Here is a 12,382-nt window from a genome sequence, read left to right as displayed (position 1 = left end):
GCCGAGCGGCGGGTGCCGATCGCGTCGTCGGAAGCAGTTCTATACCAGTGCACCGACAGGCTGCGGCGCTCAGTACGCGCGGCCGAAGATCACCCGTTTGCCGTACGCCGACCGCGCCCCGCAGCGCACGCAGACCCCGCTCGCCTGCTCGCCGTCGAGCGGGACGCAGCGCGGGGTCGCGGCGGTCAGCGCCTTGATCTCGTCCTCGCAGGCGGACGTGCCGCAGTGCAGCGCGAGCGCCCAGCCGGTGCCGACCGCCGCGGCGAAATCGCCCCAGTCGCCGACCACGTGGGTGTGCTCGTCCCGGAAGGCGGTGGCCCGCGCCAGCAGGAAATCCTGGAACTCGTCCAGCACGCCGGGCAGCACCGCGGGCAGCGCGTCGATCGGCACCGCGCGCTTGCCCCGGCCGCCGAGCCGCTCCACCAGCACGGCGCTGCCCGACTCCAGATCGCGCGGGCCGAGCTCCAGCCGGATCGGGACGCCGCGCAGCTCCCACTCGTTGTACTTGAAACCGGGGCTGAGCTGCGGCCGCGCGTCCACGTGGGTGCGGATGCCCGCGGCCCGCAGCCGGACGGCCAGCTCGTCGGCCGCCTGCTCGACGGCGGTGTCGCCGCCGCGCGTGATCGGCACGACGACCACCTGGTACGGCGCCAGCCGGGGCGGAAGCACCAGCCCCCTGTCGTCGCCGTGCGTCATCACGATGCCGCCGATCATCCGGGTGCTCATGCCCCAGGAGGTGGTGTGGCACAGCTCTTCCCGGCCCGCGTCGCCGGTGTAGCGGATGCCGAAGGCCGAGGCGAAGTTGGTGCCCATGTAGTGCGAGGTGCCCGCCTGCAGTGCGCGGCCGTCGCGCATCATGCCCTCGATGGTGTAGGTGGCCACCGCGCCGGCGAAGCGCTCACCGGCGGTCTTCTCGCCCGCGATCACCGGCATGGCGGCGAGATCGCGCGCCACCTCCCGATACAGCCCGAAGGCGAGCAGCGTCTCGCGCCTGGCGTCGGCCTCGTCGACGTGCGCGGTGTGCCCCTCCTGCCAGAGGAACTCCGTGGTGCGCAGGAACATCCGGGGCCGCAGCTCCCAGCGCACCACGTTCGACCACTGGTTCAGCAGCAGCGGCAGATCGCGGTGCGAGGTGATCCACTTGGCCATCATCTCGCCGACGATGGTCTCCGAGGTCGGCCGGACCACCAGCCGCTCCTCCAGCTCCTTGCCGCCCGCGTGCGTGACCACCGCCAGCTCCGGCGCGAAGCCGTCGACGTGCTCGGCCTCACGGGCGAGGAAGCTCTCCGGGATGAACAGCGGGAAGTAGGCGTTCTCGTGGCCGGTGTCCTTGATCCGGCGGTCCAGCTCCTCCCGGAGCCGCTCCCAGAGGCGGTAGCCGTACGGTCGGATCACCATGGTGCCCCGCGCCGGGCCGCGGTCGACGAGTGCGGCCTTGACGACCACCTCGTTGTACCAGGCCGCGAAGTCCGCACTCTGTGCGGTCACACCACGCTCATCCCGTGCCATGGACGCACAGACTAGCGCCCCCGGCGGGACTCACCGGGCGGCTACCGGAAACGGCTGCGTACGAGCCGGTTTCGGCGGCGATCGGTGATCTTGCTTCCGGACGTCCGCTCTGGCATTCTGACCTGTTCGGCTGTGCCGGACCACCCGGTATCTCTCGGCCCGGGTGCGGACACATCGAGCTGCCCGCCGGGGCTGGCGAGGGGTGGACATCGAGCGCGGTCGCGTCGTTCGATGGCCAACTCCAGCTCCGCGCGGGCGGGTTCGTCCCCGCGCATCGCCGCTCCCCCCATCGGGTAGCGTTCGGCACGATTCCGGTCGTGCGGGAGGGGGCGGGATGCGGACCGAGACGGACGACGCCACGGGGTCGCTCGCGCGCCTGCTGGAGGACGGGCCCGCTGCCGACCCCGAGGTCGTCGCCGTCGTCCGGGCCGCGCTCGACGACATCGAACAGCCCGCCCCGGCGGCGGGCGCCCCCCGGCACGACGGAATCTACCTGCGCGGCATCGCCGTTCGCGGCTTCCGCGGGATCGGCAGGGAGAGCGTGCTCCGGCTCTCGCCCGGCCCGGGGCTGACGCTGGTGGTCGGGCGCAACGGCAGCGGCAAGTCGAGCTTCGCCGAGGCCGCCGAGCTCGCGCTGACCGGCGCCAACCGGCGCTGGGAGGGGCGCTCCGCGGCCTGGCGCGAGGGCTGGCGCAACCTGCACGCCCCCGGCGAGACCCGGATCGCGCTCGACCTGCTCACCGCGGGCAGCCCGGCGGAGATCCTGGTGCGCGCCGCCTGGCCCGCCGAGGCCGAGCTCACCGCGCCGGAGTGGACCGAGCAGCGCGGCGCCGCCGATCCCGCGCCGTTCGATGTCGAGGCATGGTCGGCGCTGCTCGCGCTGCACCGCCCGTTCCTCTCCTACAGCGAGCTCGGCTCACTCATCGACGGCAGGCCGAGCGACCTCTTCGACGCGCTGCACCGGCTGCTCGGGCTGGACGAGCTGACCGCCGCGCAGGAGCGCATCCGCGCCCGCAGGCTGACGCTGGAGCGCGCGGCGCGGGCCTCGCGGGCGCTGCGCACCGAACTCGCGGGCGCGCTGGAGCGCACCGCCGATACCAGGGCCGTCGAGCTCGCCGCGCTGCTGCGCACCCCCGACCCGGAGATCGCCGCGGTGGAGGCCGCGCTGACCGGCGCCGACGACACCGCCGATGTGGCCGGGCTGCGCGGGCTGGTCCGGCTCGCGGTGCCCGCGCCGGTGGTGGTGCGCGCGGCGGTGCAGCGGCTGGAGCGGGCGGGCGCCGAGGTCGCGCGGTACGCCACCGGGAACGCCGAGGCCGACCTGCGCACGCTGGAGCTGCTGCGCCGGGCGCGCTCGCACGCCGGGGACGCGGACTGCGTCTGCCCGCTCTGCGGCGCCGGGCAGCTGGACGCCGCCTGGCGCGCCGCCACCGACATCGCGATCGGCGAGCTCGCGGCCAGGGTGGCCGGGCTCGCCGAGGCCCGCGCCGAGCTGCGCCGGGCCGCCGCCGCGCTGCGCAGCCTGCCGCAGCCGGTGCCGGACGAGCTGGTCGCGCCCGGCCGCCGCCCGGTCGACACCGCCGCGGTAGCCAGGGCGTGGACCCGCTGGGCCGCGCTGCGCTTCGACGACGGCGCGGACGACGACCCCGCACTGCCGGAGCGGGTGCGCACCGCCTACACCCGGCTGGTGGACGAGCTGGAGCACGTGCGCCGCGGCACCCGCACCGAACTGGAGCGGCTGGACGAGGTGTGGGCGCCGCTGGTGCCCCGGCTCACCGCCTGGATCACCGGTGCCAGGCTGGTCGAGGCGGACTCCGCCGAGCTGCGTACGGTCAAGCGCGCCGAGGAGTGGCTCAAGGCGGCCGCGGGCATCCTGCGCGACGAGCGGATGGCGCCGCTGCAGGAGACGGCGCGCTGGGTCTGGCAGACGCTGCGCCAGCAGAGCAACGTCGAGCTGGGCGCGGTCCGGCTGCAGGGCAGCGCGGGCACCGCGCGCCGGGTGCTGCTCGACGTCACCGTCGACGAGGTGGACGGCGCCGCGCTCGGCGTCATGAGCCAGGGCGAGCTGCACGCGCTCGGGCTCTCGCTCTTCCTGCCGCGGGCCACCGCCGAGCGCAGCCCGTTCCGCTTCGTGCTGATCGACGATCCGGTGCAGGCCATGGACCCGGCCAAGGTGGACGGGCTGGCCACGGTGCTGGCCGAGGTCGCGCGGAGCAGGCAGGTCGTCGTCTTCACCCACGACGAGCGGCTGGCCGAGGCGGTGCGCCGGATGCAGCTCGACGCCAGGGTGCTCGAGGTGCAGCGCCGGGAGCGCTCGGTGGTCGAGGTGCGCACGGTGAGCGATCCGGTGCGCCGCTACCTCGCCGACGCCCGCTCGCTCATGCACACCAGGCAGCTGCCGCCCGCCATCGCCACCGAGCTGGTGGCGACCTGCTGCCGCTCCGCGCTGGAGGCGGCCGGGCTGGCCAGGGCGCGGCGCTCGCTGCTCGCCGGTGGGATGGGCCATGCCGAGGTGGAGCGCCGGGTCTCGGCGGCGCAGACGACGCGGGCCATGGTCGCGCTCGCCGTCATGGGCGTCGACGGCAAGGTCGACGACCTGAACGCGCACCTGGCCGCCACCGAGGGCGGCTGGGCGGTCGACGTGCTGCGCGACGCCACCGCGGGCGCGCACGTCCCGATCGACCGCGGGATGCGGGCGCTCATCGCCGACACCGAGCGGCTCGTCGCCCGCCTCGCCGCCGACCTCGACGGCAGCGCCGACCGCCCGCCCGGCCGCCGGGCGGCGGCGAACGGCGGCGCTGCGCGCGATCGGGGCGGCCGCGCCGGTGGGCAGCAGGGCCGGGCGGACGCGGGGGAGCGCGGTGCCAACGGCGCGCCGAGGCGAAGGCCGAGCCCGCCGCGGGCGCGATGACCGGCGAACCCGTGCGCCGCAATCGGCAGCGGGCGCGGAACCGGGAGCGCGGTGCGGCCCGGCCGACGATCGCGGACCGCTTCGAGGCCGCCGACCACCTGCTGGCAGGCACCGTGACGGACGCGGGCGGCGTCTGGTCCCGCGCCACCTCGTGGATCCTGCGGCTCGCCGTCGAGCAGGCGGTGGACGAGCTGTGGGCGCGCCGCGAGCCCGCGCTCGCCCGCTGCCCCATGCGTGCGCAGCTGCTCGCGCTCCGGCTGCACGCGGGGACCGAGCTCGCCGCCCGGATCGCCGCGGTCTGGACCGCGCTCTCCCGCGCCGCGCACCACCACGACTACGAGCTCGCCCCCTCGGTCACCGAGCTGCGCCGCTGGCGCGAGCAGGCGGAGGAGTTCGCCGACGCCCTCGCGGCCCTGGCCTGAGGCCGCGCCGTGCGACGATGGCCCACATGGCGAGGCGATGCCCGTGCGGGCGCGGCGAGGCGTACGACGAGTGCTGCGGCCCGGTACTGGCGGGCGAGCGCACGGCCGCGACCGCGGAGGCGCTCATGCGCTCCCGCTACACCGCCTTCGCCGTCGGCGACAGCGCCTACCTGCTGCGCTCCTGGCACCCGCGGACCAGACCCGACTCGATCGACATCGACCCGGACACCCGCTGGCGCTTCCTGGAGATCCTGCGCACCGAGCGCGGCGGCCCGTTCGACGGCGACGGCGTGGTGGAATTCGCGGCGCACCACCGCGATCCGGACGGCAGCCACGTGCTGCGCGAGGTCAGCCGGTTCGAGCGGGTGGACGGCGCCTGGCACTACCTGGACGGCGCGGTCGGGTAGCGTCGGCCCGCATGGCGCGCGTGGCGATCGAGTACTGCACCCAGTGTCGCTGGCTGCTGCGCGCGGCCTGGATGGCGCAGGAGCTCCTGAACACCTTCGGCACCGATCTGGACGAGGTCGCGCTGGTACCCGGCACCGGCGGGATCTTCCGGATCACGGTGGACGCCGAGCAGATCTGGGAGCGCAAGGCCGACGGCGGCTTCCCGGACGTGGCGCAGCTCAAGCAGCGGGTGCGCGATCGGGTCGCGCCGGACCGTGATCTCGGCCACCTGGACCGCGACGCGAACCCCTGACCCGGCTACCGGCAGCAGCCACCGCCACAGCACCCGCCGCCGCTCGGCGCGGCGGGCATCGGCGCGGGAGCGCTCGACGCCCCGACGGTCCCGAAGGTGGTGAGCAGCTTGACCGTATCGCCGTGCCCGGCCGGGCACTCGGCCGGATCGCCGGAGCGCGCCATCGGGCGCGAGACCTCGAAGGTGTCCCCACAGCTGCGGCAGCGGAACTGGTAACTCGGCACAGCACAAGGGTAACGGGTGGCGGGAGTAACCGTTTGGAACTGCCCTTCGGACGTACCCTCGAAGGGACGATCTTGCCTTTTCGGTGATCGGCGCAGGTCAGGAGGTACAGAGCATGACAATGGAGATCGAGACCGGCCCGGAGTACGCGGCTGCCGGTGCATTCGAGGCCACCGCCGACCATCCGCCCGCCGAGCCCGTCGTCCGCACCACCCACGGCGCGGTCCGCGGCACCACCGCCGGGCCCGTCGCCGTGTGGCGCGGCATCCCGTACGGCGCCCCGGTCGCCGGGCCGGACCGCTTCCGCGCGCCCCGCCCGCCGGAGCCGTGGTCGGGGGAGCGCCCCTGCACCGAGCCGGGCGACGTCGCGCCGCAGGCCATGGGCCCCATGGTCCCGGTCGCGGGCACGCTGCGGATGGGTGAGAACCCCCTCTGGCTCAATGTCTTCGCGCCCCGCGTTCCGCACCGGGACGCCCCGCCGCGCCCGGTCATGGTGTGGCTGCACGGCGGCGCGTACTGCCTCGGCACCGCCGCCCAGGAGATCTACGACGGCCGCAGGCTGGCCGAATCCGGTGACATCGTGGTGGTCACGGTGAACTACCGGGTCGGCGTGCTCGGCTTCCTCGACCTCTCCGCGCTCGGCGACGGCTTCGTCCCGAATCTCGGGCTGCACGACCAGATCGCCGCGCTGGAGTGGGTGCGCGAGAACATCGCCGAGTTCGGCGGCGACCCGGGCAATGTCACGCTCTTCGGCGAGTCCTCCGGCGGCGGCTGCGTCACCGCGCTGCTCACCTCCCCGCGCGCGGACGGCCTCTTCCACAAGGCCATCGCGCAGAGCCCGCCCGCGACAACGGTCTTCGGGCAGGAGCGCGCGGCCACGGTGGCGCAGCGCTTCCTCGAGCTGCTGGAGCTGCCCGCGAGCCGGGCCGCCGAGCTCACCGAGCTGCCCATCCAGCGGCTCGCCCAGGTGGCGGGGACGCTCTTCGACGAGGTGCCGGTGACCGAGCCCGGCAGGCTGGCCGCCGCCCCCGTTGTGGACGGCACGCTGCTGCCCGGCTACCCGGTGGAGCGCTTCGCGCGCGGGGAGTCGCTGCGGGTGCCGCTGGTGATCGGCAGCAACCGGGACGAGGCCTCGCTGTTCCGGCTCTTCCGCTCGCCGATCATGCCGGTGACGCCGGACGCGGTGAACGCCATGCTGCGCGACATCTCCGCAGGCCACCCCGACCTCGGCCCCGAGCGGCTGGCCGAGATCACCGCCGCCTACCCGGACATCGCGACCGCCCGCGGCGCGCTCGCCATCTCCACCGACGCCGCCTTCCGGATGCCCGCGCGCTGGGTCGCGGACGGCCACGCGCAGCACTCGCCGACCTTCGTCTACCGCTTCGACCACGCCACCCCGATGCTCCGCGCGGCCAGGGTCGGCGCCGGCCACGCCACCGAGCTGCCGTACGTCTTCGGCAATTTCGGCACCTTCGACCACGACCCGACCTTCTGGCTCGGCGGCAGGCGCGCGGCGCAGGCCGTCTCCGGCCGGATGATGCGGCGCTGGACGGCCTTCGCCGAGCACGGCGTCCCCACCGCGCTCGACGGCTCCAAGCACTGGCCGCCCTACCGCCCGGAGACCAGGCCGACGCTGCTCATCGACGCCGTCGACCGGATGGTGGACGACCCGGACGGCCCCTTCCACACCGCGTGGGGGCCGCAGGCCGTCGGCTTCAGCTGACCGGCTGCGGCACCGTGCGCGGCGCGCGGTGCCCGAGCCGCACCGGCAGCGCCCGGTATCCGTGCAGGGTGTAGAGCTGCCGGTGCCGCAGCGCGCCGTCGAGCGCGAGGTCGGGGAAGCGCTCGAAGAGCGAGCGCAGCGCGAAGACGCCCTCCATCCGGGCCAGGCTCGCGCCGAGGCAGACGTGGATGCCGTTGCTGAAGGTCAGGTGCTCGCGCGCGTTCTCCCGGCCGACGTCGAAGCGGTCCGGGTCGGTGAAGACCGCCGGGTCGCGGTTGGCGCCTGCCAGCGAGACCACGACGGTGGCGCCGGCGCGCAGTTGCACCCCGCCGACCTCGACGTCCTCCAGCGCGGTGCGCGCGGTGGTCTGCACCGGCGGGTCGATGCGCAGGATCTCCTCGATGGCGTTCGGCCACAGCTCCGGCTCGGCGCGCAGCCTGGCCAGCTGCTCGGGATGGGTCGCCAGCTGCACGACGCCGTTGCCGATCAGGTTCACCGTGGTCTCGAAACCGGCGCCCATGAGCAGGCTGGCGGTGGCGGCGAGCGCGTAATCGTCCAGGTCGCCGGTGCTCACCAGGGTGCTCAGGATGTCGTCGCCCGGGTTCGCGCGCAGCTTCGCGATGTGCGCGCGGAGGTAGCCGTCCATGACGTTCATGGCGCCGAACGCGCCGCGGTAGTCGCGCCAGGAGATGCCGATGTCGAGCAGCGGGGTCATCCGGTCGCCCCACTCCAGGAAGAGATCCTGGTCGGAGTCGGGGAAGCCGAGCATCTCGGAGATGATCGCGATCGGCACCCGGGAGGCGAAGCTCGCGATCAGGTCGGTGCGGCCGTCGTCGGGCAGCCCGTCGAGCAGCTCGACGGTGACCTTCTCCACCCGGTCGCCCAGCTTGCGCACCGCGCGCGGGGTGAAGGCCGACGCCACCGGCTTGCGCATCCGGGTGTGCTCCGGCGGGTCGATGACCAGCATGGACGGCGGCTCCACCGGGTTCGCGGGCACGTGCGCCGCGTCCTTGATCCACTGCAGTGCCCGCGGCGTGGTGAAGCCGACGGGGTTGCGCACGCCGAACCGGCTGTCCCGCAGGATGCTCCGCACCACGTCGTGGTCGAAGCCGGCCCAGGCGATCCGGGTGCGCTGTAGCGGGCCGTCACCGCGCATCCGCTCGATCAGCGGGTACGGGTCGCTGACCCCGGTGGGGCCGCCGACCAGCTCGGCGAAGCGGTCACCCTGCTTCGCGGCGGCGCGCACCGCGTACCGCGGCACCCCGTGCTCGGAGAACCACCGGAACCAGTACTGGGGCTTCATGGTGCGACCTCGCAATCACCTCGACGTGGTGATCTCCACCGTACGAGAACCGGCAACGGCGCAAAACGTGCCCGGGGCGGACCACGTTCTCCTACCGGGGGCGGAGAGCGCGGGGTCAGCGGCGGGCGGTGACCCGCTCGGCCTCGGCCCGCCGCTCCTGCTGCGCCGGGTCCGGGTTGACCACCTGCACCAGCGACGCCCCCGCCGCCAGCACCGCGAGGAAACCGTCGATGAGCTCGGCGGGCGTCTCCCACGGCGTGCTGGAGAGCACCCGGTCGCCCTCGGTGAAGCCCTGCCTGCGTGCGGAGCCGCGGGCCTCGGCCAGCACCTCGGCCACGGTCAACCCGTCCAGCGCGGTGCCGAGCCCGCCGGGGAGGAACTGGTCGCCGTGCACCCGCACGGAGGTGGCGAAATCGGTGACTCCGATCGGCAGGTCGCGCACCGGCGCGCCGAGCGCGTCCAGCGAGAGCGCGGCCACCTCGGGCACGCCGTCGGCGTCGTCGAGGCGCTGCGCGGTGACCAGCGCCAGGTCGGCGTCCTGGTCCGGGCGCAGCACCACCTCGACCCCGGCCCACCAGCAACCGAGCAGCACCGCCGCGGTCTGCCAGTGCGCGGGCAGCAGCACCGCGACCCGCGCGCCCGGCGCGAGGCCGAACTCGTCGCGGATCAGGTTGGCGGTCTTGGCCGCCCAGTTGGCCAGCGTCAGCCCGGACAGCTCGATCCGGGCGCCGGTGGCGTCGTCGTACCAGGTGACCCGAGGCGCGGCGGGCTCGCGGGCCAGTACCGGGTCGAGCAGGGCCTCGGTGAGGGTCAGGGCGTCTCGCATCAGTTCACGCATTTCGGTCCGGTGTTCCCTGCGGCGATCGGAGGGGCGGGTGGCACGGGCGTCGCGGTCGCCGCCGCCGTCTCCGAGAAGTCGAACACCCCGGCCGCGGACGAGCCGGGACCAGAATAGTCGCTCGCCAGCACCACGCCGATCGCACCGGGCAGCACCGCCGCGTCGGTGCGCACCGGAAGCCCGCCGAGCGCCTCCGCGACGGCGGCGGCCTTCGGGTCGTCCGCGTCCGCGGCGACCACCGTGCTGGCGAGCGCCGTCTCCCCGGTCCAGTTGCCGATCTCGCCAGGCCGGAACCCCTTGCCGGTGAGCGCCTCCGAGACCTGCCCGGCCAGCCCGGCGACCCCGGAGGAGTTGTAGACGTCGACCGTGACCGAGGCGGGCAGCACCGCAGGCTCGTTCGCGCCCTGCTCGCCGACGAGCGAGGCCACGTACTTCTTCACCGTCTTCGGCTCCACCTTCACCACCGCCTCGCCGTACGCGGTCATGCCGTTCAGGTCGGCCACCGGGATGGTCTCGAACCGCACCTGCCCGGCCGAGAGGTCGCGCAGCTGGCGCAGGAAGGCGAGCACGTCCCAGTCCTCGTCCAGCACGACGGTGCGGCCGACGGCATCGCTGAGCTGCTGCAACCGCCCCGGGTTGCCGAGCGTGCCCGCGCTCAGCATCTGGCTCACCAGCTGCGCCATGAACACCTGCTGGCGCACGATCCGGTCCAGGTCGCCGCGCGGCAGGTCGTGCCGCTGCCGGACGAAGCTGAGCGCCTGCGGCCCGTTCAGCTTCTGCACGCCCGCCGGGAAGTCGGCGCCGGACATCCACTCGTCGACGGCGTCGGTCAGGCAGACCTCGACGCCGCCGACCGCATCGGTGAGCAGCACGAAGCCGAGCAGGCTCACCTCGGCGTAGTGGTCGACGGTGATGCCGGTGAGGTTCGCGACCGAGGAGATCAGCGCCTTGCGCCCGGCCTGGGTGGAGCGGTCCTCGGCGGCGGACTCGGAGACGCCCTGGTTGAGCAGCTCCAGCCGTTCGGTCTCCTTGGTCGCGCCGTACGCCGAGTTGATCTTGCCCTTGCCGAACTCCGGGATGTCGACGTAGGAATCGCGCGGAATCGAGATCGCGGTCGCCGAGCTGCCGTCGTTCGGCACCCGGATCAGCACGATGGTGTCGGTGTTGGTGCCCACCTCGTCGCCTGCGTGCAGCATGGCGCGCTCGTCGTCGGAGAGCGGGTCGCCGTGCGCGTCGGTGCGGCTGTCCACCCCGACCAGCAGGATGTCGACCGCGCCGTCCCGGCCGCCGCCGAGCGAGAGGTTGTCGATCCGCTCTATGTCGGAGACCAGCGCGTCCACGCCGTGCCAGCCGTAGCCGGTGATCGCGAAGGTGGCCACCGCGACCAGCGCGACCAGCACCCGCACCGGGCCGAGGATGGCTGGCCTGGGCTTCTCCTCCGCGACGGGCGCCGGGGGCTGGATCGGCTTGCGCCGCCGCTCGGACCGCGGCTGCCGCTCGGCCCGCTCCGCCCGCGGCTTTCGCTTCGCCCGCGGTTCTCGCTCCGCCCGCTCCGAGCGTGGCTGCCGCTCCGGCCACGGCGGCCGCTCGGAACCGGCGCGCGGTGCGCGCTGCCGGGGTGCGCGCCGGTCGCGGCCCGGTTCCTGCTCGTCGTACCCGCGCTGCGGCACCTGTGCGTCCTCTCCACGAATCGAGCGCAGTGCTCGCTACCGGCAAGTCTTCCGTACGGCGAGCGCTCCCCGGGCCCCGGCCGTTCGCGGGCCGGCCCGGAGACCTCAGGCTAACCAACGGCAACCGGCACGCCACCGAGCCACGCCAGCCCGGCGTGCCAGACTGGCGGCCGTGACCGACGCGACGGAAGCAGCCGCCACCGCCCGCACCCCCCTCATCGTGACCGGGGCGAACGGGCAGGTCGGCCGCGAGCTGCTCCGGCTCGCCCCGCACGCGCGCGGGTACAGCAGGCACGAACTCGACATCCGGGATCCGGACGCGGTGTCGGCCGCGCTGGAGCCGGGTGCCGTCGTGCTGAACTGCGCCGCCTACACCGCGGTGGACGCCGCCGAGACCGACGCCGCCGCCGCATTCGCCGGCAACGGGACGGGACCGGAGGTGCTCGCCGCGGCCTGTGCCCGGGCGGGGGCGAGGCTGGTTCATCTCTCGACCGACTACGTCTTCTCAGGTACCCGCTCGGCCTCCGGCGACACGGTGCCGTACGACACCACCGACACCCCCGACCCGGTCACCGTCTACGGCCGCTCCAAGCTGGCCGGGGAGCAGGCCGTGCTGGCGAGCACCGCCCGCGCGCACGTGGTGCGCACCGCCTGGGTCTACTCCGCCCGCGGCGCGGACTTCGTCAGCACCATGCTCCGGCTGGAGCGCGAGCGCGACACCGTCGACGTCGTCGCCGACCAGGTCGGCAGCCCGACCTTCGCCGCCGATCTGGCAGCCGGGCTGCTGGAGCTGGTCGAGCGCCCGGAGGCGCCCCGGCTGCTGCACGCCACCAACGCCGGGCAGGCCAGCTGGTTCGACCTGGCCCGCGCGGTCTTCGCCGCCGCGGGCGCCGACCCGGCGCGGGTGCGGCCGGTCGACACCGCGGCCTTCCCGAGACCCGCACGGCGTCCGGCCTATTCGGTGCTCGCCAATCGCTCGTGGGCCGAGGCGCGGCTCACGCCGCTGCGGGAATGGCAGGTCGCGCTGCGCGCGGCGCTCGCCAGGGCCGGCGTCGGCGCGGGCGCGGCCACCGGCGACTAGGCT

At 74.6% G+C, this 12,382-nt stretch carries 11 protein-coding genes; 6 read left to right on the top strand and 5 right to left on the bottom strand.

Going from position 1 to position 12,382, the window contains the following annotated elements; translation table 11 throughout:
* Nucleotides 1–69 precede the first annotated feature (69 nt).
* Nucleotides 70–1,509, bottom strand: a complete 1,440-nt coding sequence (gene proS / locus ACFO0B_RS11115; RefSeq protein WP_378612309.1) for a proline--tRNA ligase — start codon at nt 1,507–1,509, stop codon at nt 70–72.
* A gap of 334 nt (nt 1,510–1,843) precedes the next feature.
* Between proS and ACFO0B_RS11110 the strand changes: the two genes are divergently transcribed.
* From ACFO0B_RS11110 to ACFO0B_RS11095, 4 genes are read left to right on the top strand one after another with little or no spacing between them, the layout of a single operon-like run.
* Complete coding sequence (locus ACFO0B_RS11110; protein ID WP_378612308.1) at nt 1,844–4,420, top strand: AAA family ATPase; 2,577 nt, start codon at nt 1,844–1,846, stop codon at nt 4,418–4,420.
* Entirely contained in the window at nt 4,417–4,842 is a 426-nt protein-coding gene (locus ACFO0B_RS11105) for a hypothetical protein (RefSeq protein WP_378612307.1), read from the top strand. Before ACFO0B_RS11110 ends, ACFO0B_RS11105 begins: the two co-directional genes overlap by 4 nt.
* 26 nt (nt 4,843–4,868) lie before the next feature.
* On the top strand, nt 4,869–5,249 hold the full coding sequence (locus ACFO0B_RS11100; protein ID WP_378612306.1) for a YchJ family protein: 381 nt from the start codon (nt 4,869–4,871) through the stop codon (nt 5,247–5,249).
* A gap of 11 nt (nt 5,250–5,260) precedes the next feature.
* The gene (locus tag ACFO0B_RS11095) at nt 5,261–5,542 is read left to right on the top strand and encodes a SelT/SelW/SelH family protein (RefSeq protein WP_378612305.1); all 282 of its coding nucleotides are present in this window, start codon (nt 5,261–5,263) and stop codon (nt 5,540–5,542) included.
* A gap of 5 nt (nt 5,543–5,547) precedes the next feature.
* Here the strand turns inward: ACFO0B_RS11095 and ACFO0B_RS11090 are convergent, their stop codons facing one another.
* Complete coding sequence (locus ACFO0B_RS11090; protein ID WP_233020176.1) at nt 5,548–5,766, bottom strand: FmdB family zinc ribbon protein; 219 nt, start codon at nt 5,764–5,766, stop codon at nt 5,548–5,550.
* A gap of 113 nt (nt 5,767–5,879) precedes the next feature.
* Between ACFO0B_RS11090 and ACFO0B_RS11085 the strand changes: the two genes are divergently transcribed.
* Nucleotides 5,880–7,487 carry a carboxylesterase/lipase family protein gene (locus ACFO0B_RS11085; RefSeq protein ID WP_378612304.1) on the top strand — a complete coding sequence of 536 codons (1,608 nt, stop codon included), beginning with the start codon at nt 5,880–5,882 and terminating at the stop codon, nt 7,485–7,487.
* On the opposite strand, the gene ACFO0B_RS11080 is transcribed toward ACFO0B_RS11085, so the two are convergent.
* The 3 genes from ACFO0B_RS11080 to ACFO0B_RS11070 form a co-directional block, all read right to left on the bottom strand.
* Nucleotides 7,480–8,790 (bottom strand): cytochrome P450, encoded by a 1,311-nt coding sequence (locus ACFO0B_RS11080; protein ID WP_378612303.1) that lies wholly within the window; start codon nt 8,788–8,790, stop codon nt 7,480–7,482. The two genes, ACFO0B_RS11085 and ACFO0B_RS11080, sit on opposite strands and share 8 nt — an antisense overlap.
* Before the next feature lie 115 nt (nt 8,791–8,905).
* The gene (locus ACFO0B_RS11075) at nt 8,906–9,616 is read right to left on the bottom strand and encodes a TIGR03089 family protein (protein ID WP_378612302.1); all 711 of its coding nucleotides are present in this window, start codon (nt 9,614–9,616) and stop codon (nt 8,906–8,908) included.
* The gene (locus tag ACFO0B_RS11070) at nt 9,616–11,091 is read right to left on the bottom strand and encodes an LCP family protein (protein ID WP_449289789.1); all 1,476 of its coding nucleotides are present in this window, start codon (nt 11,089–11,091) and stop codon (nt 9,616–9,618) included. The genes ACFO0B_RS11075 and ACFO0B_RS11070 overlap by 1 nt, the downstream gene beginning before the upstream one ends.
* A 379-nt stretch (nt 11,092–11,470) precedes the next feature.
* Between ACFO0B_RS11070 and rfbD the strand changes: the two genes are divergently transcribed.
* On the top strand, nt 11,471–12,379 hold the full coding sequence (rfbD, locus tag ACFO0B_RS11065) for a dTDP-4-dehydrorhamnose reductase (protein ID WP_378612301.1): 909 nt from the start codon (nt 11,471–11,473) through the stop codon (nt 12,377–12,379).
* Nucleotides 12,380–12,382 lie beyond the last annotated feature (3 nt).

Source organism: Nocardia jiangsuensis, assembly GCF_042650385.1.
Classification (GTDB): domain Bacteria; phylum Actinomycetota; class Actinomycetes; order Mycobacteriales; family Mycobacteriaceae; genus Nocardia; species Nocardia jiangsuensis.
This window is presented reverse-complemented; position numbering and strand designations above follow the sequence as displayed.

Excerpts from the sequence above, each read along its gene's own strand:
- ACFO0B_RS11080 (WP_378612303.1), bottom strand. The coding sequence starts at position 8,790 with ATGAAGCCCCAGTACTGGTTCCGGTGGTTCTCCGAGCACGGGGTGCCG.
- ACFO0B_RS11105 (WP_378612307.1), top strand. The coding sequence starts at position 4,417 with ATGACCGGCGAACCCGTGCGCCGCAATCGGCAGCGGGCGCGGAACCGG.
- ACFO0B_RS11075 (WP_378612302.1), bottom strand. The coding sequence starts at position 9,616 with ATGCGAGACGCCCTGACCCTCACCGAGGCCCTGCTCGACCCGGTACTG.
- ACFO0B_RS11095 (WP_378612305.1), top strand. The coding sequence starts at position 5,261 with ATGGCGCGCGTGGCGATCGAGTACTGCACCCAGTGTCGCTGGCTGCTG.
- ACFO0B_RS11085 (WP_378612304.1), top strand. The coding sequence starts at position 5,880 with ATGACAATGGAGATCGAGACCGGCCCGGAGTACGCGGCTGCCGGTGCA.
- proS (WP_378612309.1), bottom strand. The coding sequence starts at position 1,509 with ATGGCACGGGATGAGCGTGGTGTGACCGCACAGAGTGCGGACTTCGCG.
- ACFO0B_RS11100 (WP_378612306.1), top strand. The coding sequence starts at position 4,869 with ATGGCGAGGCGATGCCCGTGCGGGCGCGGCGAGGCGTACGACGAGTGC.
- ACFO0B_RS11110 (WP_378612308.1), top strand. The coding sequence starts at position 1,844 with ATGCGGACCGAGACGGACGACGCCACGGGGTCGCTCGCGCGCCTGCTG.